Raw genomic sequence first — 23,829 nt, 5'->3', positions numbered from 1 at the left:
GTTGATAACGAACTGTCAAAAAATCAACAAAGTTGCAGCAAATAAATGAGAGGAGAATTTAACAGGCAAGGTGTTGCCGACAACGGCAACACCTTGTAGAGCGGTAACACTAGGTTAATTTTTTAGCGGATCTGCAACACGGTTTGGTTTAGTGTGTTGTTCACCTCAAGGGTACGCGAGTTAGCCTGGAAGTTACGTTGCGCTGAAATCAAATCAACCAATTCTGTGGTCAAATCGACGTTTGATTGCTCAAGTGCTGATGACTGAATACTACCAAACGTACCACTGTTAGCTTCACCTGCTAACGCTTCACCTGAGTCTAAACTGGCTTTCCATGACGTGTTACCCACCTGAGTTAAGCCTTGCTCGTTAGCAAAGCGCACTAACGCTACGCGGGCTAATGGCACGGTTGAACCGTTACTGTAACTTGCGGTGATTAAGCCATCAGAGCCAATACCTACGTTGGTTAAACGGCCAACGGTAATACCGTCTTGGCTTAGGGATGTGACTTCAAAAGGTGATGCATATTGCGTTGGGTTATCAAATCTGACTTCAATGGTTTGAGTGCCATCGGCGCCCGGATCCAATACTCCGGCACCAGTAGAGCCAAGCGTAACGGTTGTGATTGGATTTGGACTGCTACCAGTATAAGCACCTACGTCGTTAAAAGTGATCACCGAACCATTCCACGCGGCACCAGCTGAGGTTGTTGCACTAGCAGTAGCTTGAGTAGCGTCCGCTGCACCATCACCATCAGCGTCAATGTTATAGGTGCCGGCGCTATCCACACTTACAGGCTCTCCATCTACCGCATAAAATGCCACCCAGTTACTTTCACCTGTAAGTGACGCGTTAGTGGGTTTTACAAAATAAGTGGTCATAATATGAGACTCACCAAGTGAATCGTAAATGGTCACTGAGGTTGAGTTGTTATAAGTGTCTGAGTTATCAGGGTCAAAACTAGCTGGGTCTAACGCTTCATCACCCACGTTTAAGTTCATTTGCATTTCAATAAGGCTAGTTTTAACCGGGCTACCCGCAGTGTCAGGAATTTGGATAGGCTGGGTGGTGGTTAAACTAACCGAGGTTGAATTACCTTCGTCATCTACAGGGAAACCTTGTAAAAAGTTACCAGCGGCATCGACCATATAATTATCAGAGTCAACTTTAAACGCACCTGCACGCGTGTAAGACAAATCTTGTGTGCCCACACCAGAAGATGTGACAAAAAATCCGCCGCCACTAATGGCCATATCAAGCGAGTTACTGGTAAATTGTAGACTGCCTTGATGAAACTGTTGGGCAACCTGGGTGGTTGTCACCCCGCCACCAACAGCCGTTTTACTGTTAGAGAAAATCGAGTTGGCATACACGTCGGCAAATTCGGCACGAGACTCTTTAAAACCGACTGTGTTAACGTTAGCAATGTTATTTGCTGTTGTGTTTAAGTCTTTTTGCGCGGCAGAAATACCACTCAGTGCAATGTTAAATGACATAATTCACCTCAAAGTTTAATTCATAATCTACAAGTTTATTTCGTAAACCACAGATAATGTTAAGTTTCAGATACAGCGAGTACGTCAGATAACTTAATACCGCCGACACCGCGCAAATTCAAAATAGCTCCTGTTGCAGTGGTGCCTAACGACACACTACTCACATGAGCATAGGTAGATACGGCTAAATCTTGAGATTCACCGTCAACTTTTCCACTTGCCTTTATAGAGTACAACCCCTCTTCAACGGGCAAGCCATCTTTATCGAGTCCGTCCCAAGACACATCAATGTTACCGCCAGCACTACCATCGACAGTGAAGGTTTTAATGACCTGTCCGGTTGCATCTTGCACACTCACTGAAATAGTATCGATAGCAGAAGGCGTACTGATAACACCATTCATGCTTGAACTTTCAGCCGAAATGGCGCCAGTGTCAGACGGAATTAACACCTTACGGCCAACAAGACCAGATGCTTGTAACGCCTGACTTGAACTCATCACGGTATTGAGGTTTAAAATCTCTTCGTTGAGGTTTGAAATACCATCAACGGTTGAAAACGATGCCATTTGGGCAATCATTTGATCATTATCAACAGGTTCAAAAGGGTCTTGCATAGACAACTGCTGACTGAGTAAAGCAAAAAAGTCTTCTTGCTTTAGCAGTTGATCATTTGCCTCAGGCACTACGCTTTCTTCTGGTAAACGAATCGAATCTAAAAAAGAGTTACCGGTTATGGTTGTGGTGCTTTGTACTGAGCTCTTAGTGACCGCGCTTGTATTTGACGTACTACTAGAGACCTGCGGCAACGACTGACTGTAAGAATTAATTAGGCTCATAGCGGCCTCCTTGAAAAATCAAACTATTTACCCATTCTCAGTGTCTGTTGAAGCATCGACTTTGTTGCATCGGCTACTTGAACATTCATCTGGTAAGAACGCGATGCTGAAATCATATCGGCCATTTCTTCCATCACATTGACATTAGGCTTATATATAAAACCGTCACCATCGGCTAATGGATGGTCTGGCGAGTACTCTTTAATCAAAGGTTTATCGCTCTCAACAATGCCCTTGACCGACACGCCAGGAGATTGATTTTGTTGGCTACTTGCTTTGGCTAATTCTGCTTCAAACACAGGATGGCGTGCGCGGTAGGTTTTATCGACACTACTTGATACTGAATCTGCGTTGGCAATGTTACTGGCGGTGGTATTGAGCCTGACAGATTGCGCCGACATACCAGAACCCGAAACATTAAAGATATTAAATAAACTCATGATTAGTCACCTCGCAGTGCTTTACGCATGCCAGTAAATTTACTTTCAAGGAACCCTAAAGACATTTGATATTCGAGCGCATTTTGCATAAATGCAGATTGCTCTTTTTGGGTATCTACTGTGTTTCCATCACCTGTGTCAGGTTGTTCTGGCACTCGGTATTGCACGTGCTGTTGAGTTAACGATGTTAGGTCAAAGTGCTTTTCTGTGGTTTGGCTCATGCTCAAGCCCTTTTGATGAGAGCTTGCGGCCTGCATTGCTGATGCAAAGTCGACATCTCGCGCTTTGTAATGAGGTGTGTTGGCATTGGCGATATTACTTGAAATCACTTCTGCTCGTTGAGCACGCACGCCCAATGAATATTGGTGAACACCTAATGCATTATCGAAATTAATCGCCATAAAATTGCCTCCATCAGCTAACTGATAGAATTAAAGCAAAGGTTATGCCAACAATAAAAATAATGTGTATAAGGAGAGTAAAAACGAACATGCCGACGAACGCCGGCATGAAAGGCAAAGTAAACTATTATTTTTTCTATACTTTTTTCTGGTAGTAGATCCCAGGGTTACAACGCACCATGTTAAATTCTTCGGTTAAACCCGCAATAGATTCTGACGCACCCAGAAACAAAATTCCTTTAGGATTAAGTGCGGCAGCAAATTGCCGCAAAATTTTAGCTTTTGCCTCTGGTGCAAAATAAATCAGCACATTACGGCAAAAAATAATGTCGTACTTACCTAATAAGCTATAACTTTCAAGCAGATTGTGCGCCCTAAAGTTAACTAACCGTTTTACATTGTCTTTTACTTTCATGTTGCCTGACGGTAAAGCATCAAAAAACTGACGCTTACGCTCATCAGACAAACCACGAGCCAATGCTAAACTGTCATACTCTGCATTTTTGCAACGTTCAAGCATTGACGGAGATAAATCAGTTGCCTGAATAGTTGCCCCCCCCGGTAATGCACCAGGCTTACGCTGCTGATACTCTAACACTGTCATCGCTAAAGAATAAGGTTCTTGCCCTGAGGAGCACGCCGCAGACCAAATTTTTATCGGGCGACCCAGTTTACTGTATTCAGGTAGCAAGGTATTTTGCAATAAGTCAAAAGGGTAACGATCACGAAACCATAACGTTTCGTTAGTCGTCATTGCATCAATCACTTCGGCGCGCAGTTGTCTTTCAGTCGGTTTCATCGACTTTTTAACCACCTCTGATAATGATGGCAAATTATGCTTGCCCATCAGAGGCGCTAAACGGCTACGCACTAAATATTGTTTATTCTCGCCTAACACAATACCGCTGTGCTGCTCTAAAAACAGCCTAAATTGATTGTACTCTGCTTCAGCAAGTGATTTATCTGTCACATTATTATCCTAAAAAGTAAGCTTTAACATGCTTGCACTTTGTTCTCTGTCATTATAAACAGTTATAAGCTCAAATGTTTATTGACTGCAGCCGCTAATTCATCTGGATTAAATTTTGCAATAAAATCGTTTGCCCCTACCTTTTGAACCATCGCCTGGTTAAACACACCACTGAGTGAAGTATGCAAAACCACTTTAATCTTTTTCAGTTTCGGATCGTCACGTATTTCTGCCGTTAAGGTATAACCATCCATTTCAGGCATTTCGATATCAGAAATAATTAACGGGATCTCTTGCGACACATCATCCATTTCTGCGGCAATGCTCTTAAGTTTATCGAGTGCTTCTCTACCGTCTTTTGCCGTATCGATTTGTAAATTTAATGACTCTAATGACCTAATAATCTGCTTACGTGCCACAGCTGAGTCGTCAATAACCATAATATGGTAATGCTGCTCTCTATCTATTGTCAGTGTTTCGTTGACTTCTTTACTGATAGCCGTTTTAACCGGTGATATTTCATCAAGGATTTTTTCTACGTCTAAAATTTCTACTAGCTCGCCTTCAATCTCTGTCACCGCAGTTAAATATGAATAACGACCAGCACCTTGCGGAGGTGGCATAATTGATGCCCAGTTCATGTTAATAATGCGCTCAACAGAGCTCACTAAAAACCCTTGCACGCTACGGTTGTATTCAGAAATGATGATAAAACAATTTTCAGTAGAGGCCAGTGGACGGCCACCTGTCGCAGCACTCAAATCAATTACAGAAATTGTTGAGCCACGAATATGAGCAACACCTTTAATGAATGGGTTTAATTTAGGTAACGTAGTTAATGGAGGACATTGCAGCACCTCTTTTACTTTAAACACGTTAATACCAAAGCGTTGACGACCATTAAGCCTAAATAGCAGCAACTCTAATCTGTTTTGCCCAACAAGTTGGGTACGTTTATTGACTGAATCTAAAATGCTCGACATAACACGGCCTTGTAGTTAACTGTGACCCAAAAGGATAAATTAGTTGTTTAAATTATAGTAAACCAAGTTTTACTGTAATTGATACTTTGTTATTAACACATTTTACCGACAACTAACACAACGTAAACATTGCATGGCTGCCAACTAAACCAACATGCCTTGCCACAATAGGCATACAACTTGCTTAGATAAACTCACTAGACCATGTGGTAGTTTTTTGACGGAGGGTAATGAAAATGATTCGCCGCCATACTAACCAGTCATTAGTTTACTCAATACGTTCACATATTGTGTGTATTTATCGTTTTTCAAAGTATAGGTGTATTCTGGCAAAACAAGCTAGTATCTTCATTATGAAAGTATTTTTTTTATGTTTTTTGTGCATTCTCTCGCTTTCTTCATCGGCAATGGCTAATGAGCAAGCTGTTGCTCCTTCACTATCGACCATTTATCAATTAGCTAAAGAGGCGGTGGAGAAAAAAATTGATGTAGAGTCAAATGCTAAGGTCGACATTACCCCACAAAACCTAGAAGGTCGATTAACTCCACCACGATGTTACCCTCCAATATCAGTTGAGCTCGCCAGTGATAGAGAGATCAGCAGAAACAATACCGTAAAAATAGGTTGTAACACCCCAGATTATGACTACCCCTGGCAAATGTATCTTTCAGTTAGAGTGGATGTGCAATACCCCGTCGTGGTCGCCACACAATTACTGGCACCCAATGACATTCTCGACAATCAACATTTAACCATTATGTTTGTTGATCAATACAGTTTGAAAGGCCAGTATTTTTCAGATGTTCAAAGTTTAATGGGTTCACGCGTTAAGCGCAGAGTCGCTAAAGACTCCCCCATTACAGATAAAAATTTATGTTTTGTATGTAAGGGCGACATGGTGTCCATTTATGCAAATACTGCAAACATACAAATCAAAACCCTAGGTGAAGCCTTGCGTGATGGCAATATTGGCGAAGCCATTCGAGTTAAAAACAATCAAAGTAACAAGCAATTAGAAGCTGTTGTAATTGCCGTTGGCGAAGTTGAAGTAAGAATGTAAAATAGGCTAAAGTTTTTTCCTAGCACGCCGATAGCAAGATAAGGAAAACCTGATACATTACGCTGGAGCCTCAAATGGCAATTGATATTAAAAACAATACTGCGACCAATACACAGATGCGAACAGCACGTGACACGCAGTCAACTTCGCAATCAAAGACTGAAGCGCCTCAACAATCGGCAACACCAGTTAAAAACGATTCGGTAAGTATTACCTCTCAAGCTCAACAGCTGCAAGGTGCTCAAGCCAAAATGGCAGCATTACCTGAAGTTGACCAAAAAAAGGTCGCCGAAATTAAACAAGCTATATCAGAGGGTCGCTATAAAGTTGATCCTGAAAAATTAGCCGCTAACATCGCTAGTTTTGAAGCTGAACTGAGTGGCTTATCATTCGATAAAGAGTAGCCTAGTCCGTTACTCTTTATTGTATTTCAATTTTTCTTTATCGGTGCCTTATGGCATTGTGAAGAAGTGTTGATTACATAAATCTAAGAGTAATATATGACCAACTTAATTGTACTACTTGATGCCCAACACCAAACACTGACGCAGCTCAAACAACTTATCACTGAAGAAAAAGAAGCATTATTAAAGCAAGATGCAGACAAGCTGCTTACACTTGCTAAAGATAAAATGCAACGAATGAGCCTACTTAAGGCCACCGATGAAAAGTTAGCTGCTCATCCTGAGCAAGACAAACTCACGTCATTACCTGAATTTGTTCAAAAAGTCGAAGCCGCTAAAGTTTTGCTTGCCGAGTGCAAACACATTAACACTCAAAACTCTAGCTTAATTGAGCACAATATCGCCACCATAAACCGCTTAGCCCAGGCATTACAAATCAGCCGCAATGCAACAAGCCTGACTTATAATGACAAAGGCAAAACCTCGACTATTTCAACCTTAGGTAACGACTTTACGGCCTAATAAATTCTAGAGGCCTTGGTACTAAAAACAGCCTTGCGCGCTGCGCTGCTAGGGCGCTTCGCGGCTAGAAACTATAACAGCTCAAGTCGCGCAGAGTATCTTTTAGTTAGTCATCCGCTCTAGAACCTAGAACCTCGCAGGACGCAGTCCGCCCTAGAACCTAGCAATTGATTTACTGCGCTAACATATCTTGTTTTAAACTGTCTTGTGCAGGGTTATCGCCCAACCAAATTTTTAATAAAGCCTGACGAAATGCTTCTCCGGCAATGTCACCTTGAACCCGGCCATTTTTTAAACTGGTAACACCCTTGCCCTTTTGGGTAATAAAGGTAAATTGATCGCCTTCAACAATCTCGTCGGCAAACAATTGTGTAAAGTGTTCAATATCCTTTTTAATAGACCCAATATTATTATCAGTGGCTGAATCGAAGCCTTCTTCAATAGCTGTGCGCATTTTGTCAGACGTAATCATTGAAGAGGTAATGGTTAACTGAATAACGGCGATTGGTAACTCAAGCACGGCATCTAACTCTTGTGCGCGAGCAGGTAAATATAAACTGCCGACATAAAGGTCCATAAAAAACTTACTGCGAATACCTGCACCATTGAGTAATAAAGAGTGATCTGCAAAAGTCACTTCGTCGGCAACATTAACTTCAGCAACCATTTTCGCCTGAGCAACAACTGGCAAAAACACAGCAAACGCGAACCCAATTAATTGATTAAGTTTCATATATTCTCGTTACAACTAAAAATTTTATGTTTTCGGTGGGATAAAAGCGCCTTAAAGGCGACAAAGGGGTTAGCCACGCATGCCCAATTTAAATTGGCCGTTTTGCTCAAACATCAATGCTTGTTTATGTTTTGGCGCCATTAAAATAGGGCCGTCATCAAAAAACAAAAAGCATTTCCAGTTGCGCACAAACACATCCCAACGAGTTTCTAACACTTGATATTTTTCATAACAAAAATAAATCACAGCATCATCTGGCCATTGAATGTGTTCTAAAATGGCTTCAGGCAGTGCATTATCATGAGAATCCCACGCCGACTGCCAATGTTCAGTTGCACTCCAGGCATCTTGCTTTGCTGGCCAATCGCCTTTCTCAAATAGCTCTGCTCGGCTGCTTTTATTGCTTATCCACTTATTCCAGACTTCCATGGCACTTTTATCAGCCAATGGCTTAATCAACGCCTTGTCAGCATCTGCTACAGGCAAATCTTTATGGTTAAAAATCCACTTACGTTTATAAAGATCAAATGGAATATATGAGTGTGACAAACAACTGCTCCTGGCAAACTAAAATGAGATTGCAATTATAGCGTTAAAACGAGGTCAACTGCGATAGAGCAACAGAGAAAATAAAGACAAAGATTTTAATAAAACAAAAGAAGATATGGTCTCCCCACAGGTGAGTTTGGTTGAATTTAACCAAAGTCAACCAAAATCAACTAAATGTTATTTATCAACAACTTTAATCGATAATTGCATTTTTGACATTAACCAAAATTACTGTAAATTAGTCACGGCGTTTTTCAAGGTAGTTGTCGCCACCACAGGGTGTGAAGGTATTTCTTGGGGTGTAAAAGTACCGTCACAGGGTGCGACGGTATAGATTTATAACCATTTATATTTGTGACCAGTAGCTACGAGGTTTTGTTTTAACCTATTTTTCATTTCATCACTTGCCCTAAAATAAACAGATTTAATATCATTATCGTAAGCGTCTTGGCTAAATCCTCGTTCTTTTGCTTTGTCATACCACTCATGGCCTAAGTCAAATTCACCCGTTGAAAGATAAACAGCGCCTAGCAAAGTACATGGCATGAAATTTAACGGTGTCACTTTATGTGCTTCTAAACCAAGTTTAATTGAATTCACATAATCCTTTAAGTCTCTACAAACGCCACCGTATGTGGTTAATAAAGCAGATTTTAATTTCTTTTCATTCTTAGGAATATTAAACGGATATGACTCATCTAACGCTTTTTTTATTTTGGTCAGTACTTCCGCTTTTCTATAAGCAGCACTGGCATTAACCAATTCCCAAGGTCGGCTTTTTTGTTTCCAATTTTGAAAATGTTGATGAGCTAACTGAAGGTAATACATTTTATCGATAAGCTCTGAAATAATACCTTCACTATTTAACCATTTTTTTTCATCTAGACTGATTTGTCTTCTCATTAGTTTATTTAAAAGCTTTTCAGCATGAGAGTTTTTCGGAATGTTTTTTACACCCAATTTAGGAAAGTCAGAAAAATGCTTTATCCTTTCAGCTTCAGCCTTTTGTATAACTCTTAATCTTTCAGATTCTATAACTTGTCTTTTTTCTTCTAAATCATGTTGTTTTTTAGCTTCTATAGCCTCCACTTTTGATTGATATTGCGCCTTAATATTTTTGATAACGGTTACGTTAGCAGTTACGGAAAGCTCGCAACCATTGTCCTTAAGCCTTTTTTTCACTGAAATTTTTAACTGAAGTAAACCAAACACAATGTGTTTTAGCTTTTCTTCAATTGTTTTATGATTATTAAGATTTGCGAATAAAGCTAGTTCTTCTGAACCAAATGCACTTGATAGTTTTTCCATATCAGCACCTGAAATTCGTAGTGGATCACTCGTAACCTGTTGAAGTAGAGAGTCTGTAAAAGTTCGATAATTGGGGTAAATATCTTCAGGAAATAATGCTCTAGCTTGAATAATCTTTGCTTTAAACATATCCGTTGAATGTTTATCAACCTGTTGCTTAGTGTTTTGTACGCTTTGTACTAATCGTGGTTTATTTAAAATTTCGGTTGTAGCTTTTGACTTTTTAATCTTCTCAATTTCAATCTTAAAGTTCGTTTTGTTTTTAGTTACTTGAACCTTATCAAGCTTTACGTTGTATTGTGCAAAAATCAAGTCAATTACAGCGTGATTTGAATCATCTAATAGCTCAACACCAAACTCAGCTAATCTTTTTTTCACTTCAACTTTTAGTTTTAGAGAACCGAGCAATAAAGCATCAACCTGCTCGAATAAGGTTTCTTTTTCCACCACTGATTGAAATAGCTTATGAGCGGTTTTACCTAATCCTATAGACAAGATCTCTAAATCTCGCTCAAGAACACAAATTTTGTCTTTATTAAGCATTCTAATAAATAGATCAATATAAGCTCTGTGTGTTGGATATTGAGGTTTTGGAAAAAGCAATTTAGCTTGTGAGGTATTTTTAACCACAGTAAAAATCCATTTTATTTAGTTGATTTAATATGCTTGCTCAGCCAAGAGTTGATTGTTCAGATTGCTTGGTAGGAAGAAGTAAAAGAATAATTGATACTCTCCTCAAAACTTAACACTTTCTCAGCAATAGCTTGCGCAGCTTGATGCGGGTTAGCATAATTTTTCTGAGTATAAAACTGTATAGCAAAAGCTTCTACTTTATCTTTTTTAGCATAACGCTTATCTCGACCTGCTTTTCCAGCTTTTGATGAAGCTTCTGCATAACCTTTATGTTTTGTTATCTCTGTTTGAAGTGACTGATACCCATCATTAGCATCGATAAATTGACGTTTAGCAAATAATTCAAACAATAAATTGGCTTGCTTAGGCATACCAGCCATTTGACAAGCTATAGCACCATGAATAAGCTCAGCACTGTCTTGTGGAATCGCATTTAGAAATGTGAGAGCTTCACTACCTTCTTCACCAAATGCTTCATGTAAGTTGGCAGCATTGGCAAATTGTCTGATCTCATTAATGTCATCACATGGCTCTGCGGCAATTGACTCAAATAATGATGTAAAAATATCTGCGCCTTCAAGCTGTTCAGTCTCAAGTATTGACTGACTGTTATCAACTTTCGAAAGCGCTTTGGCTAAAGACTCTTCATTAGTGCCTTTTGGAAGAAAAGGTCTAACGGCTGAATCTTTTTGAGTGAGCATGTCGAATGACTGTAAGCTGGCTAAAAAATCGGCTTTCAGCTTTTGATTAGCATGTTCTGACGAATTTAAAATATTAACCATTTGCAACTTCAGCGCTTCAGGCATTTCGGTTAGAAGTTCTTCTAACTGATTATCGACTTCAGACTAGTGAGGTTTAGTTTGTAGGTTAGACTCTTTCTTGAGGTTCATTACACAATACTTCCATGTTTTAGCTTTAATAGAAAACTATTGGAAATACGTTTAAATGTCCATGATTGAGTTCAAACTATCGAAAAGCGGAGTTTTGAAGAATGCTTAAAAAAAAATTCCAAAAAAGTGGTTTCCAGAGGCGGCACATAGGCGGCACATAGGCGGCACAATTTTTGACTATTTTATTAAGTTATTGATTTTAAATATAAAAATAGGTGTTATGGTCTCCCCACAGGGACTCGAACCCCGATCGGCCGCTTAGGAGGCGGCTGCTCTATCCTGTTGAGCTATAGAGAGACCCTGTGATTATACTGAGTTTAAAATTGATTTAAAGCCTTTAAATTTAATTGCTTAAATCTTAGCCGAGTTAATGACGTATACGGATAATATTTACCACATCTTCAGCTTAAAACGGCGTTAATGGTCTGCTAAACTCACTTAGATATTATTGATGATTAGTTTTTAATCGCAATATCGTTCACTTGAATATTATCTGCTGCATCGATTCCTTCAAATACAGCTGTTGCGCTGTCTTCGCTAACTTGCTCTATTACTACACTTGCACGACTTTTACTGGCGATGGGGCGCATAGTGTTTAGGCGATCGGGGATATTTTTTTGCAGCACAATTTGGAACTTATCACCCATTTTTACACCATTTTTACGACCAAGATTAATGATTAATCTGTCCCCTTGCCTTGCTATTATTTGCCCTAATAATGGTCTGCAATTTAACTGGTTATCAAGCGTTAACACACTTTGCTGAAAGATCTCACTAATGGCCTGGCCATAAGATGAACGCCAAAAGCGTTGATTAGCTGGTGATACCACTTCTTGTTTTTCAAATTCCCACGGCGCTGATGTGGTAAAGGTTTCGGTCCAGACCACTTCGCCACTAATCGCATGGTAAAGCGTCATTTTTATCATAAACTGCCTTTGTGGATAGTCTTCACTCAAACCAAAAAACCGACTTTCTGCTGGCTCTGTTGAAATATCAATAATATCTGGCTGCAATATATACTGACTTTCTGTAATTTCACCTAACCATGTGGGAATGCGATACCCCCTGAAGTTAACAAGCTGGTTGGTGTTATCAATTTTTTCATCGGCATGGACGCGAGCAAAGCTATGTCGAGATTGTGAGTTAATCACTTTGCCCAATTGCAGCGTTATTTGCTGTTCGAAATTAGCTAATTGCCCATAGCGCAGTTGTTCTCGTTCTTGCAGGTAAGATTGCGGCAACATAATTGAAGCTTTTAATAATTGGCTTTTGCATTGAGCATTAGGTTCGGGTTCTGCTAACTCTAGCTGTAACACCACTGTAATGGTGTTCTGGCTGATCATTTCACTCATTAATTCAACATTGTTTGCTGTGCCCATGCGCTGCATTTGAAAGGTGTCTTGAGTGAGCCGCCCCTGGTCGATTGACTGCTCGCTCGAAAAATTAACTCCAGCCTTTAAGCTGGCATAATTTAACGCCTGACTGATTGCATCTTCGCGGGCTTTATCGATATCGCCATTGACAATTTTAGCCCTGCCAGTGACTTCAACCTGCTCAGCCAAAGCGGCAGGCACCTGAAATAAACTCATCAATATCAACACGACAAGGGCTAGCTTGTGTTGGCTGGTAACAGGTTTTTTAAAGTAAATTGGCGCCGGCATACGATATCCTAATGTCAAAAAGTCGTCAGTTTTGCCTTCTTTTAGCATATAAAATGAATCAACTGACGCGATATAATTTAGTAAGCAAAAATTGCGCCACTGCTGAGTGCTTTGTTTGTTGGTTAAATCTAGTAAAGCTTTTTAGCCCAGTGCCGATAAAGGTTTATAGCTTAATAGCGGCTTGGTCGTGGCGCATTATAACTAACAGAGCCGTTGGGTATTTTCGGCTTTTACGCCCGACATGCTATCGCGAGCACCGGCGACACTCTTTAAGGAATCATCATGATTAATAGGCTTATCCCCACTACGGCAGTGTTTGCGATGCTGACTATCGCAGCATGTAGCCAAACGCCTAACCCGGCAAATAATTTAGCGTTTAACAATAACGGTAAATACGTCAAAGTGGCTGATGAAAACGATGTCTATCATGATCAGTTGGTTTACGATATTCAAGCCGCTGGATTAGCGCCAAAAGGCCAAATTAATGTGTGGGCCGAAAAACTGGTCAATGAATTAGTTTTACAAAATGACGCCTTACGGCCTGATCAACCCCTGCTGATCACAACTCCGGTACTGGCTAATAATTTAAATGCGACCAATGAGCTAGCCTTACAATTACAGCAAGGTTTATTGGCGGCGTTTCATGCGCATGAATTTAATTTAGTTGATATGAATGTTGCCATCAGTTTGCGTGCAACTGAGCAAGGCGAATTTATGTTAAGCCGTAATTGGGAATTATTGCCATCAGATCTGCCCGTGTCACATGTATTAGTGTCTACAATGACCATGACCCCTGAAGGTATAGTGTTTAATGGTCGGGTGGTTAACGTAACCAATAACCGTGTGCTATCTGCAGTGCAATCTTTTGTTGCGGCGTCGAGTTTATCTGGATATTTACAAGAGTCTGAAATTATCGAGTCTCGTGATGGCTTGTTATACCGTCATGAGAAAAAAGGCGACAGCCGTTATACCGTATTAGGAGAAAAGCTATGAGGACACTCATATTAACAATGATGTTGGTGTTACTCAGTGGCTGTGTGAGTAAAGATAAATATGTGCAGTGGGAAACGGAGGCGCCAACATCCTTCCCGACTTTAACGGCGGTAGGTTATGCCCCATTAGCCACTCAACCAAGCCCTGAACCATCGCACCGTATTTTAATGGCAATGCAGGCGTCTAAAATTGCAGCCTATCGTGAATTGGCTGAGCAAGTTTACGGCCAAAAAATTTCAGCGAATAGCGATGTCAGTGAGTGGTTATTAACTGACGATAATGTTAAGTCAAGCGTGAGTGGTATTATTCGCGGTGCGAAAGTGGTGAAAACCTATCCTTCTGGTGAGTTTTATGTCACTGAGTTAGCGTTAGACTTTAAGCAAGTGTGGCAATTGTACGAACAACAAAATCGCCCTAAACGGGTTAAAGACGTCACTTATTTTTAAAGCATATGATTGATAAAATGCCGCTGATGTCAGCGGCATTTTTTATTTTATAAGCTGGACTAAATATAGCTTAACACATTAATTTAAAAAGCTAATTTAAACGCTAGCCCAAACGCGGCTTGGTTTTCAATGTCTTCGGTAACATCGGGTTCACTAAGCTCCATTTCGCCGCCAAAATAGTAACCGGCATAAGCATTGACACTCACATTGTCGGTCGCTTTCCAGCCTACACGAACAAAGCCCACCCATTCGTCAATCTCGATGGTTTGATCATCATCGGCAATTAAAAAGCGTTCAGTTCGTTTTGAGCTACCAATACCAAAATCAATATCAGGCTTATATTGATAACTCAGTTCTAAACCTGCTGGGCCACTAAAACCGGCTTGAGACGGGTTAGCTAGCACTAACTTGTCGTTGATTTGCCAGCGCACGGCTAAGTAAGGTACGGTGCGTACTTCTGAAATGTCATTCAAATAAGCCACGCCTAACCCAAGCATATTACCTGAGTTAAAACGGTACATGCCCGATGCAACAACACCGTAGCTTTGCGCATTTGACGATGAGGCGGTATCGGCATAGGCATATTGCAATTTAGGAGCAACTATAAACATCCAGTGATTATCTGGCCGGTAAGTTAATGATAGCCCGGCACTGTATTGATGTACGGTTGACCAATCCTGTTCGCTTAAACGTAACGGCGTTGCCTGGTTAATACGCCAGTCGTAATCATGGTTATCGTAGCCGACACTGGCGCCAATTGACCATTGTCTATTTAACGGCATGGCTGCTGAAAAACTGGTTTTCCACGCATCTCGCTGTAATTGATTTTCATCCCCCTGCCCCACATTAGCCGTAACCGCAGAAGTACGCGCAACAGTCAGCGAAAATGGCGAACGTTCAGGTGCAGCTAAGGCCTGTTGGCTGAGTAATAGCCCTGGGATTAATAATAACGATTTAATCGATAAACTCAGTGTATTGCGCGTAAAGTTAGAGCCGTTAAAAGACGTCATAATCATGTGCATCCTTTCGAAATAATATGGTGTGTAGCATAAACTGTCTGAACCAATACTAATTAAGTAATACTTCAGTTCAAATCTTATGCATTATTTTATTGCAACCTTATGCGCCCGCAAGAACATCTCTGCGGTATCTTGTAGATATTGCGGCCTGCTTAACAATAAATGCTCGGTTTCTAACGCAAGTTCAAGGCGTAACTTAAGCTCGCCAAATAACATTAAACACAGCCTTACAGCACTGTCGTGTGGATTTTCGAAGTAATATTGGCCATGTTGATTCACCTTGGTAAGGTAATCACGAATTAATCCCAATATGTGCTTTGGCCCTGCGTCGTAAAACAATTTAGACACCTCTGGGTGGGTATCGGCTTGTGCGACACAGGTTTTAAATACTGTCATGGTGTCTTTGCTCACAATTAACTCACCAAATTGTTTGGCAAATAGTAATATCACCCTTTGGGGATCACGAGCATCAGTTAAAATATCACCAGTGAGCTGATGTACAACACATTTAGAGTCAATGGCTGCAACAAATAAATCATCTTTAGAGCCAAAATGCGAGTACACAGTTTGTTTGGAAACCCCCGCATGTTTAGCCACCTCATCCATGCTGGTAAGTGGAAAGCCTTTTTGGCAAAACAATTCCATTGCCGACTCAAGCACTTGCATTCGCTTTTGCTCACTGCGACTTAAGTTGGCCTGTTCATCATTATTTATGCCTGAAGTATTTTCTGTCATGTGAAATCCGTAGGTTAACCCTATTGCAAAGTTCAGCATCGATATTTTTCGATATCATTAATTCATAATACCCAAAAATAGACTAGTCAGTCTAGTTTTATAAAATTAGACTACCGAGTCTAGTTAACAAATAAATTACATCTTACGGTATGGTTACAGGTAACACCTTAAGCAGAGCGCGAGATGAGTCATCACCTGATTAGATATAGTTTTAAAGGAATAATTATGTTTGCAGTTAGCACACTTGCGCAACGCCTTAGATTCTGGGTTATCGGGATCAGTATCTTCGCATTAAATGGTTGTGGCTCTGAAGTTAAAGAACATTCGCAAACCGTTGAGTATCAATCGGTTTTAACTCAGCCATTAGTGCTTAATGATCGTTACCAAAAAATACAAACTTATACTGGCACAATTCGCTCAGCAAACACCACTGGCATTGGTTTTGAACTGGCGGGTAAACTCAATAGTATTGCCGTAGATAGCGGGGATGTGGTCAAAAAAGACCAACTTTTAGCGCAATTAGACACCGACTTGTTAATTGCCGAAAAACAACAACTCGAAGCAAGCCTGTTACAAACTCAAGCAGATATCGACTTGGCAAAAAGCACCTTAGCACGCACACAAAAGTTAAAAACGCAAAACTATGTGTCGGCGCAGCAACTCGATGAAACCCAACAACAGGTTATTAGCTTACAAGCCAATCAAAAACGCATTGAAGCCAGCTTAACTGCGGCAAAATTAAAAATTGAAAAATCAACCTTAGTCGCCCCATTTGATGGTGTGATTAGTCAGCGCTATCACAACCTAGGTGAAGTAATAGCCCTTGGCAGTGCAGTGTTTAATTTAGTGGGTAGTAGTCAACCTGTCGCCTACATTGGTGTGCCAGTCGATATTGCCCAGCAATTAACGGCGCAGCAACATGTCGATGTGCGCGTTGGCAAGCAAACGTTTACCGCTCAAATTGCCGGGATAAGCGCCGAGGTAAACCCAACAAGCCGCACAGTGCAACTGAGGATCCAACTGCCTGAATCAGCAAGGGCAATCAATGGTGAAATTGCTTATTTGGTTTATCAGCAAGATCATTTCGTAGCAGGTTATTGGGTACCAATGTCAGCATTAACCGATGGCGTGAGAGGTCTTTGGAATGTGTATGTTGTAGTAAAAGATGATGCACCACTTTATAAAATTGAACGCAGAGATGTTGAAATCATTTACACAAATGAACAGCAGGCATTTATTAAAGGCGCAATACAAGCTAACGAGCAAATCGTCGTAGATGGGCTACATAAAGTCGTTGTTGGCCAAAATGTGATATTGGCACAAAATACTCGTGGGGAGGCGCTATGATTAAAGCGTTTCTTGAAAATGGTCGTTTAACCAGTTTATTTATCGCACTGTTAATCGTTGCGGGGCTTGGGGCGATATCGAGCCTGCCGCGCACTGAAGACCCGCACATTACCAACCGTTTTGCTTCTGTTATTACTCAATATCCAGGCGCATCTGCCGAAAGGGTTGAAGCACTAGTGACCGAGGTGCTCGAAAACCAATTACGTCGTTTAGAAGATTTAAAACTGGTTCAATCGACTTCAAGACCTGGTATTTCAGTTATTCAGCTCGAATTAAAAGATACGGTTACAGATACAGATCCGGTTTGGTCGCGCGCGCGCGATTTGCTTGCAGACAGCAAATACTTGCTACCCGATGCGGCTCAAAATGGCATTTTAGATGATCAACTAGGTTACGCTAGCACTGCCATTTTAGGGCTTGTGTGGGCTGATGACTCACCTGTTAGAGCCGATATTCTCAATCGCTACGCCAAAGAGTTACAAAGCCGCTTACGCCTATTAACCGGCACTGACTTTGCCAAACTCTATGGCGCACCAGAAGAAGAAATACTCGTAGAGCTGGACGGCAATAAAATTAGCCAGCTTCATCTCACACCTGCCAGTATTGCTGCCATTTTATCAAATGCAGACAGTAAAATTTCAGCAGGCGAAATTAATAACAGCCAATTTAGAGCCCTAGTTGAAGTGTCTGGCGAACTTGACTCGCAGCACCGCATCAGGCAAGTGCCGTTAAAAGTTGATGAATATGGGCAAATTATTCGCCTTGGCGATGTTGCAACTATTACTCGCCAAAGCAAAACCCCGGCAGGCAGCGTCGCCTTAATCGATAGCCAACAAGGTATACTGGTTTCTGCGCGTATGCTCGACAACAACCGAGTTGATATATGGCAACAACAAGTTAACCGCACGATTGAGCAATTCTCTGTCAATTTACCCGCCAATATTAAGGTGCAATGGCTGTTTGATCAGCAAGGTTATACTCAAGATAGATTGGGTGATTTAGTGGTTAACTTACTGCAAGGTTTTATTATAATCCTTGTGGTATTAATGCTTACTTTAGGGCTGCGCAATGCCGTAATTGTTGCAATATCACTACCGTTAACAGCATTGTTTACCCTAACCTGTATGAAATATACCGGGCTGCCTATTCACCAAATGTCGGTAACAGGTTTAGTCGTGGCCTTAGGCATTATGGTCGATAACGCAATCGTCATCGTCGATGCCATTGCCCAGCGGCGCCAACAAGGCATGACGAAACTTGAGGCCGTCACTAAAACCTTACACCATTTATGGCTACCTTTAGCGGGCTCAACCATCACCACCATGCTGGCTTTTGCTCCCATTGTATTAATGCCAGGTGCTGCCGGTGAGTTTGTGGGCGGCATTGCTATTTCGGTTATGTTTGCCCTGCTTGGCTCTTATATAATTTCTCACACGATTATTGCTGGCCTTGCGGGTCGTTTTAGCCGCAGTGAAAAACCAAGCGCATGGTATCAACAAGGAATGGCTTTTCCACGTATCAGCCAGGCCTTTACCGCCAGCTTGCATTTTGCGCTTCATCGTCCGTTATTAACTGCAATTGTCATCGGCATTTTGCCTGTAGTAGGCTTTTTTGCCGCAGGTAAAATGACAGAGCAGTTTTTCCCGCCTTCAGATAGAGACATGTTTCAAATAGAGGTGTATTTAGCGCCACACGTGAGTATTGAAAATACGTTGGCACAAGTGAGGCTTATCGACACCAAGCTACAAAAAATAGATGAAATACTCGAAGCCTCCTGGGTCGTTGGAGGTAACACGCCATCGTTTTATTACAACCTCACTCAACGCCAGCAAGGGGCAACAAATTACGCTCAGGCGATGATTAAAGTGACCGATTTTGTTGCCGCTAACAAGCTTATTTTGCAATTACAAAAAGAGCTTGATATCGAATACCCACAAGCACAAATACTGGTGCGCAAATTAGAACAAGGCCCACCATTTAATGCCCCTGTAGAGTTACGCATTTATGGCCCTAATTTAGACACATTAAAAGTATTAGGCGAACAAGTGAGAGGCATTTTAAATGCCACGCCTGATGTTATTCATACTCGTGCAACTTTAAGCTCTGGTGCGCCTAAAGTGTGGTTACAGGTAAATGAAGACGCCAGCTTAATGAGCGGCTTGAGCTTAAGCGACATTGCCAACCAAATACAAATGGCCACTACTGGGATTATTGGCGGCAGTATTTTAGAGCAAACAGAATCACTACCTGTACGAGTCCGTTTAGGCGACTCTAGCCGTGAACAGGCAACCCGATTAGCCGAAATAAACTTGGTCTCGGCATCTGGATCTGGAATTCCACTATCGGCATTATCTTATAATGAAGTCAATGTGAGCCGCGGTGCAATCCCACGCCGTAATGGTGAGAGGGTCAACACCATTGAAGCCTACATCACCAGTGGCGTACTGCCGGCTCAGGTGTTAAACGATGCAAAAGAAAAAGTTGAACAACTAGCACTTCCAGCAGGTTATCATCTTGAAATTGGTGGTGAAAGTGCCAAGCGCAATGAGGCTGTGGGTAACTTGATGTCTAATATTGTGCTTGTGGTAACCCTACTTTTGGCCACTGTTGTACTGTCATTTAACTCATTTAGATTAACAGCCATCATTTTGCTTAGTGCATTCCAATCGGCAGGATTAGGCTTGCTTGCGGTGTTTGTATTTGGTTATCCATTTGGGTTTACCGTTATTATCGGTTTGTTGGGGTTAATGGGATTAGCCATTAATGCTGCCATTGTGATTTTAGCTGAACTTGAAGATGTACCCGATGCCAAGCAAGGTAATATTAGGTTAATTATCGATACCGTTAGCAGCTGCGGGCGCCATATTGGTTCAACCACCATCACCACCATTGGCGGCTTTTTACCATTAATCATTGCAGGCGGCGGTTTTTGGCCACCCTTTGCCATCGCCATTGCCGGCGGTACTTTATTGACCACAATGCTGTCATTAATGTGGGTGCCAGTAATGTACCTGCTGCTGATGAAACCGCGAAGAACAATTCTACAAGGAAAAGCGGTAACGAGTTAGCGGTAACAAGTTACTCATAATAACTACCAAAAAAAAACCGCTTTATCACTAAAGCGGTTTTTTGTTACTGATGGGCATAGTAGAAGATTAATCTTCGCTTTGACGATCCATGTTTTCAGTATTTTCAAGCCATAACGCATTGATGATACCGAATGAACATGCCAGTAATACACCTAAAATCCACGCAAAATACCACATAGATATCGCTCCTTAAACTAGTAAAGTGACGTTTTATTGTCTTCAATAAACGCACGATTTAAGCGGCCGTACATCTTGTAATAAGTCCAAATGGTGTAACTTAATACCGTTGGTACGAAAATAATAGCCGCAAATGTCATCACTTTTAACGTCATTTGACTCGCTGTTGCATCCCACATGGTTAAGCTCACATTAGGCTCTAATGATGATGGCATTACAAACGGGAACATGGCTGCACCGCAAGTCACAATCACACCAGCAATAGCAAGCGAGCTAAACAAGAATGCAAAGCCACTACGATTAAAGCGACTAGCTAAAATCACTAAAATTGGCATTAACAAGCCCAATACAGGGAATAACATGGTCACTGGATATTTGTCGTAATTGGCTAACCAAGCACCGGCCTCAACAGCAACGGTTTTGGTGGTAGGGTTTGATTGGCCAGCTAGGTCAAGCGTTGATGTAATCACATAACCATCAATGCCATTAACAAGCCAAACGCCTGCAACCGCAAATAGTACAAACAGTAAACCACCACATATTTGCGATGCTTTAGCACTGCGCACACGTAACTCGCCTTCGGTTTTCATTTGTAACCAGGATGCGCCTTGCATCATAAACATGGTAACACTGACAAGGCCGGCTAATAATCCAAAGGGATTTAACAAGCCAAATAACCCGCCGTGATAAGTTGCACGTAGGTATTCGTCAAAGTTAAATGGCACACCTTGCAGTAAGTTACCAAATGCAACGCCAATGATCAGTGGTGGTACAAAACCGCCAACAAACAAAGCCCAATCCCAGGTTTTACGCCATTTTGGATCTTCAATTTTAGAACGATAATCAAAGCCAACAGGACGCATATAAAGGGCAAACAGCACCAACATCATTGCCACATAAAAGCCAGAAAACGACACTGCATAAACCATAGGCCAAGCAGCAAATAAGGCACCACCTGCGGTGATAAGCCAAACTTGGTTACCGTCCCAGTGAGGGGCAATGGAGTTAATCATAATACGGCGTTCGGTGTCGTCTTTACCAATAATCGGTAATAACGCGCCAACACCCATATCAAAGCCGTCGGTGACAGCAAAACCGACAAATAACACGCCGATTAATGCCCACCAGATAAATCTTAATACTTCATAATCAAACATAATCAGGTCCTCCGATTAGGCATCTTGGGTTTCAAAGTGATAACGACCAGTCTTTAAGCTACTTGGGCCAAGACGTGCGAACTTGAACATTAAGAAAGCCTCTATCACCAGTAAAATGGTATAGAAAACCGTAATCGAAATAATACTGAACCATAGATCAGCTGGCGTTAAGCTCGATGCCGACATAAAGGTAGGTAGCACTTCTGAGATGGTCCAAGGTTGACGGCCAAACTCTGATACAAACCACCCTGCTTCAATGGCAATCCAAGGTAGCGGTAAGCTGTATAGTGCTGCTCGCAACACCCACTTTTTCTCAGCAATTTTATGACGTGTGCTTTGCCAAAACGCAGCAGCAAACACAAACAACATAATCACGCCACAACCCACCATTAAACGAAAACTCCAGAACATTGGCGCTACCGTTGGAATAGAGTCGAAAGAGGCCGCAATGATTTGCTCTTCTGTCGCATCAACCACGTTATCTGTGTAGCGTTTTAGTAAGAAGCCATAGCCTAAATCGCCTTTTGTCGCTTCAAATTGTGCACGAGTTTCAGGGGTTTCATCACCTGCACGCAGTTTTTCAAGTAACGCATAAGCCACCATACCGTTACGAATTCTCACTTCATGCTCTTTAACAAGATCTCGTATTCCTGTTACTTCTTCATCTAAAGAACGTGTTGCAATAATTCCCATTAAGTACGGTATTTTAACAGCATAATCTGTGTGCATGGTTTCTTGATTAGGGAAACCAACCGCAGTAAACGCTGCTGGTGCGGGTTCTGTGTGCCATTCAGCTTCAATTGCCGCTAATTTAACACGTTGAACTTCACCCACTTCGTATCCTGATTCATCACCTAATACGATAACCGATAAAATCGCCGCCATACCAAAACTGGCTGCAATGGCAAACGAGCGACGAGCAAAGGGTAAATCACGGCCTTTGAGGATGTAGTAAGCACTAATCGAGAGAACAAACATTGCTCCAGCTACATAGCCAGAAGCCACTGTATGCACAAACTTAACCTGCGCAACAGGGTTAAATACCACTTCGGCAAAGTTAGTCATTTCCATGCGCATGGTTTCGTAGTTAAACACTGAACCAACGGGGTTTTGCATCCAACCGTTTGCAATCAAAATCCACAATGCAGACATGTTAGAGCCAATAGCCACTAACCAGGTTATTGCAAGATGCTGACGCTTACTAAAACGATCCCACCCAAAGAAAAACATACCCACTAAGGTCGATTCCAGGAAGAATGCCATCAATCCTTCAATCGCCAATGGCGCACCGAAGATATCACCAACATAATGCGAATAATAAGACCAGTTAGTACCAAACTGGAACTCCATTGCTAAGCCAGTAGACACACCTAGGGCAAAGTTAATACCGAATAACTTACCCCAAAATTTGGTCATGTCTTTATAAATCTGGTTATTAGTCATTACATAAACTGACTCCATAATGGCCAGTATAAAGGCTAATCCCAGGGTAAGCGGAACAAATAAAAAGTGGTACATGGCTGTCAACGCAAATTGAAAACGCGATAGCTCAACAACCTCTTCGATAATCATTGGCGACTCCTTACTTCATTCAGTTCGACCAAATGCGACACGGCAATAAAGCATTGCCAAATTGATGATATTGTCCCAGAAATATAATTTGCAAAGTTGATTAACTTAACAATAAAAGTATTCAATAAACCCAACAACTTATGATTTCAAGTCCATTCCTAAACCTGATATATCTTACGGTAAATTGATTGAAGAGATCATGTTTTTTAATTAAATATGTGACCTTCATTAGATTTTTTGCATGAATATTTTTTAGCGCTTTAATATCAACAGCTTATGTTTTTCACACTTGTGCTACAACGCATAAAAAAATCATTTTTGTGACGTTCACACAACCTCTTTATGCCCAAAAAATCAACATTAATGCAAATTCGCCCCTCCCCACCCTCGCAAGAGGTATTGAC

General features: G+C 41.3%; 23 protein-coding genes and 1 tRNA gene. 7 read left to right on the top strand and 17 right to left on the bottom strand.

Annotated features, from left to right (window positions below):
* Nucleotides 1–122: 122 nt before the first annotated feature.
* From flgE to K8B83_RS09020, 6 genes are all read right to left on the bottom strand, one after another.
* On the bottom strand, nt 123–1,496 hold the full coding sequence (gene flgE / locus K8B83_RS09045) for a flagellar hook protein FlgE (RefSeq protein WP_223419642.1): 1,374 nt from the start codon (nt 1,494–1,496) through the stop codon (nt 123–125).
* Between the two features lie 59 nt (nt 1,497–1,555).
* Nucleotides 1,556–2,335 (bottom strand): flagellar hook assembly protein FlgD, encoded by a 780-nt coding sequence (gene flgD / locus K8B83_RS09040; protein WP_188737237.1) that lies wholly within the window; start codon nt 2,333–2,335, stop codon nt 1,556–1,558.
* Between the two features lie 23 nt (nt 2,336–2,358).
* Nucleotides 2,359–2,775, bottom strand: a complete 417-nt coding sequence (flgC, locus tag K8B83_RS09035; RefSeq protein WP_223419639.1) for a flagellar basal body rod protein FlgC — start codon at nt 2,773–2,775, stop codon at nt 2,359–2,361.
* Between the two features lie 2 nt (nt 2,776–2,777).
* Nucleotides 2,778–3,176: a flagellar basal body rod protein FlgB gene (flgB, locus tag K8B83_RS09030; RefSeq protein WP_188737241.1), complete on the bottom strand. Its 399-nt coding sequence runs from the start codon at nt 3,174–3,176 to the stop codon at nt 2,778–2,780.
* Between the two features lie 136 nt (nt 3,177–3,312).
* A complete protein-coding gene (locus K8B83_RS09025; RefSeq protein ID WP_188737243.1) occupies nt 3,313–4,146 on the bottom strand; it encodes a CheR family methyltransferase in 834 nt (277 codons plus the stop codon).
* Nucleotides 4,147–4,208: 62 nt separating this feature from the next.
* Nucleotides 4,209–5,129 carry a chemotaxis protein CheV gene (locus K8B83_RS09020; protein ID WP_188737245.1) on the bottom strand — a complete coding sequence of 307 codons (921 nt, stop codon included), beginning with the start codon at nt 5,127–5,129 and terminating at the stop codon, nt 4,209–4,211.
* Between the two features lie 353 nt (nt 5,130–5,482).
* Here K8B83_RS09020 and flgA point away from each other — a divergent pair, with 353 nt between their 5' ends.
* The 3 genes from flgA (at nt 5,483) to K8B83_RS09005 (ending at nt 7,116) form a co-directional block, all read left to right on the top strand.
* Nucleotides 5,483–6,190 carry a flagellar basal body P-ring formation chaperone FlgA gene (flgA, locus tag K8B83_RS09015; RefSeq protein WP_188737247.1) on the top strand — a complete coding sequence of 236 codons (708 nt, stop codon included), beginning with the start codon at nt 5,483–5,485 and terminating at the stop codon, nt 6,188–6,190.
* Between the two features lie 74 nt (nt 6,191–6,264).
* Nucleotides 6,265–6,594 (top strand): flagellar biosynthesis anti-sigma factor FlgM, encoded by a 330-nt coding sequence (gene flgM, locus K8B83_RS09010; RefSeq protein WP_223419636.1) that lies wholly within the window; start codon nt 6,265–6,267, stop codon nt 6,592–6,594.
* Between the two features lie 96 nt (nt 6,595–6,690).
* Complete coding sequence (locus tag K8B83_RS09005) at nt 6,691–7,116, top strand: flagella synthesis protein FlgN (RefSeq protein WP_188737251.1); 426 nt, start codon at nt 6,691–6,693, stop codon at nt 7,114–7,116.
* A gap of 172 nt (nt 7,117–7,288) precedes the next feature.
* Here K8B83_RS09005 and K8B83_RS09000 read toward each other — a convergent pair whose 3' ends face one another.
* The 6 genes from K8B83_RS09000 to K8B83_RS08975 form a co-directional block, all read right to left on the bottom strand.
* Nucleotides 7,289–7,849: a chalcone isomerase family protein gene (locus tag K8B83_RS09000; RefSeq protein ID WP_188737254.1), complete on the bottom strand. Its 561-nt coding sequence runs from the start codon at nt 7,847–7,849 to the stop codon at nt 7,289–7,291.
* Nucleotides 7,850–7,918: 69 nt separating this feature from the next.
* Nucleotides 7,919–8,398, bottom strand: coding sequence for a DUF2947 domain-containing protein (locus K8B83_RS08995; protein ID WP_188737255.1), 480 nt, complete (start codon nt 8,396–8,398; stop codon nt 7,919–7,921).
* A 336-nt stretch (nt 8,399–8,734) separates the two neighbouring features.
* Nucleotides 8,735–10,336 (bottom strand): hypothetical protein, encoded by a 1,602-nt coding sequence (locus K8B83_RS08990; protein WP_223419633.1) that lies wholly within the window; start codon nt 10,334–10,336, stop codon nt 8,735–8,737.
* A gap of 59 nt (nt 10,337–10,395) precedes the next feature.
* Entirely contained in the window at nt 10,396–11,121 is a 726-nt protein-coding gene (locus tag K8B83_RS08985; protein ID WP_223419630.1) for a hypothetical protein, read from the bottom strand.
* A 329-nt stretch (nt 11,122–11,450) separates the two neighbouring features.
* Nucleotides 11,451–11,526: transfer RNA gene (locus tag K8B83_RS08980), tRNA-Arg, on the bottom strand.
* A 158-nt stretch (nt 11,527–11,684) separates the two neighbouring features.
* Entirely contained in the window at nt 11,685–12,890 is a 1,206-nt protein-coding gene (locus K8B83_RS08975; RefSeq protein WP_223419627.1) for a flagellar assembly protein FlgT, read from the bottom strand.
* 282 nt (nt 12,891–13,172) lie between these two features.
* Here K8B83_RS08975 and K8B83_RS08970 point away from each other — a divergent pair, with 282 nt between their 5' ends.
* Together K8B83_RS08970 and K8B83_RS08965 are read left to right on the top strand one after the other, a co-directional pair.
* Nucleotides 13,173–13,883, top strand: coding sequence for a FlgO family outer membrane protein (locus K8B83_RS08970; RefSeq protein ID WP_188737263.1), 711 nt, complete (start codon nt 13,173–13,175; stop codon nt 13,881–13,883).
* Nucleotides 13,880–14,329 (top strand): LPP20 family lipoprotein, encoded by a 450-nt coding sequence (locus K8B83_RS08965; RefSeq protein WP_188737265.1) that lies wholly within the window; start codon nt 13,880–13,882, stop codon nt 14,327–14,329. Before K8B83_RS08970 ends, K8B83_RS08965 begins: the two co-directional genes overlap by 4 nt.
* 83 nt (nt 14,330–14,412) lie before the next feature.
* Here the strand turns inward: K8B83_RS08965 and K8B83_RS08960 are convergent, their stop codons facing one another.
* Both K8B83_RS08960 and K8B83_RS08955 read right to left on the bottom strand, forming a co-directional pair.
* A complete protein-coding gene (locus K8B83_RS08960; protein ID WP_188737266.1) occupies nt 14,413–15,339 on the bottom strand; it encodes a TonB-dependent receptor in 927 nt (308 codons plus the stop codon).
* Nucleotides 15,340–15,432: 93 nt separating this feature from the next.
* Nucleotides 15,433–16,083 carry a TetR/AcrR family transcriptional regulator gene (locus K8B83_RS08955; protein ID WP_188737268.1) on the bottom strand — a complete coding sequence of 217 codons (651 nt, stop codon included), beginning with the start codon at nt 16,081–16,083 and terminating at the stop codon, nt 15,433–15,435.
* A gap of 225 nt (nt 16,084–16,308) precedes the next feature.
* Between K8B83_RS08955 and K8B83_RS08950 the strand changes: the two genes are divergently transcribed.
* Nucleotides 16,309–17,430, top strand: coding sequence for an efflux RND transporter periplasmic adaptor subunit (locus tag K8B83_RS08950; RefSeq protein WP_188737270.1), 1,122 nt, complete (start codon nt 16,309–16,311; stop codon nt 17,428–17,430).
* Complete coding sequence (locus tag K8B83_RS08945; protein ID WP_188737273.1) at nt 17,427–20,498, top strand: efflux RND transporter permease subunit; 3,072 nt, start codon at nt 17,427–17,429, stop codon at nt 20,496–20,498. The genes K8B83_RS08950 and K8B83_RS08945 overlap by 4 nt, the downstream gene beginning before the upstream one ends.
* 87 nt (nt 20,499–20,585) lie before the next feature.
* Here K8B83_RS08945 and cydX read toward each other — a convergent pair whose 3' ends face one another.
* From cydX to K8B83_RS08930, 3 genes are read right to left on the bottom strand one after another with little or no spacing between them, the layout of a single operon-like run.
* Nucleotides 20,586–20,696, bottom strand: coding sequence for a cytochrome bd-I oxidase subunit CydX (gene cydX / locus K8B83_RS08940; protein WP_059747876.1), 111 nt, complete (start codon nt 20,694–20,696; stop codon nt 20,586–20,588).
* 17 nt (nt 20,697–20,713) lie between these two features.
* Complete coding sequence (gene cydB / locus K8B83_RS08935; RefSeq protein WP_188737274.1) at nt 20,714–21,853, bottom strand: cytochrome d ubiquinol oxidase subunit II; 1,140 nt, start codon at nt 21,851–21,853, stop codon at nt 20,714–20,716.
* Nucleotides 21,854–21,868: 15 nt separating this feature from the next.
* Nucleotides 21,869–23,425, bottom strand: coding sequence for a cytochrome ubiquinol oxidase subunit I (locus tag K8B83_RS08930; protein WP_223419624.1), 1,557 nt, complete (start codon nt 23,423–23,425; stop codon nt 21,869–21,871).
* Nucleotides 23,426–23,829 lie beyond the last annotated feature (404 nt).

It is taken from the genome of Shewanella inventionis, from assembly GCF_019931735.1.
Lineage (GTDB): Bacteria > Pseudomonadota > Gammaproteobacteria > Enterobacterales > Shewanellaceae > Shewanella > Shewanella inventionis.
This window is presented reverse-complemented; position numbering and strand designations above follow the sequence as displayed.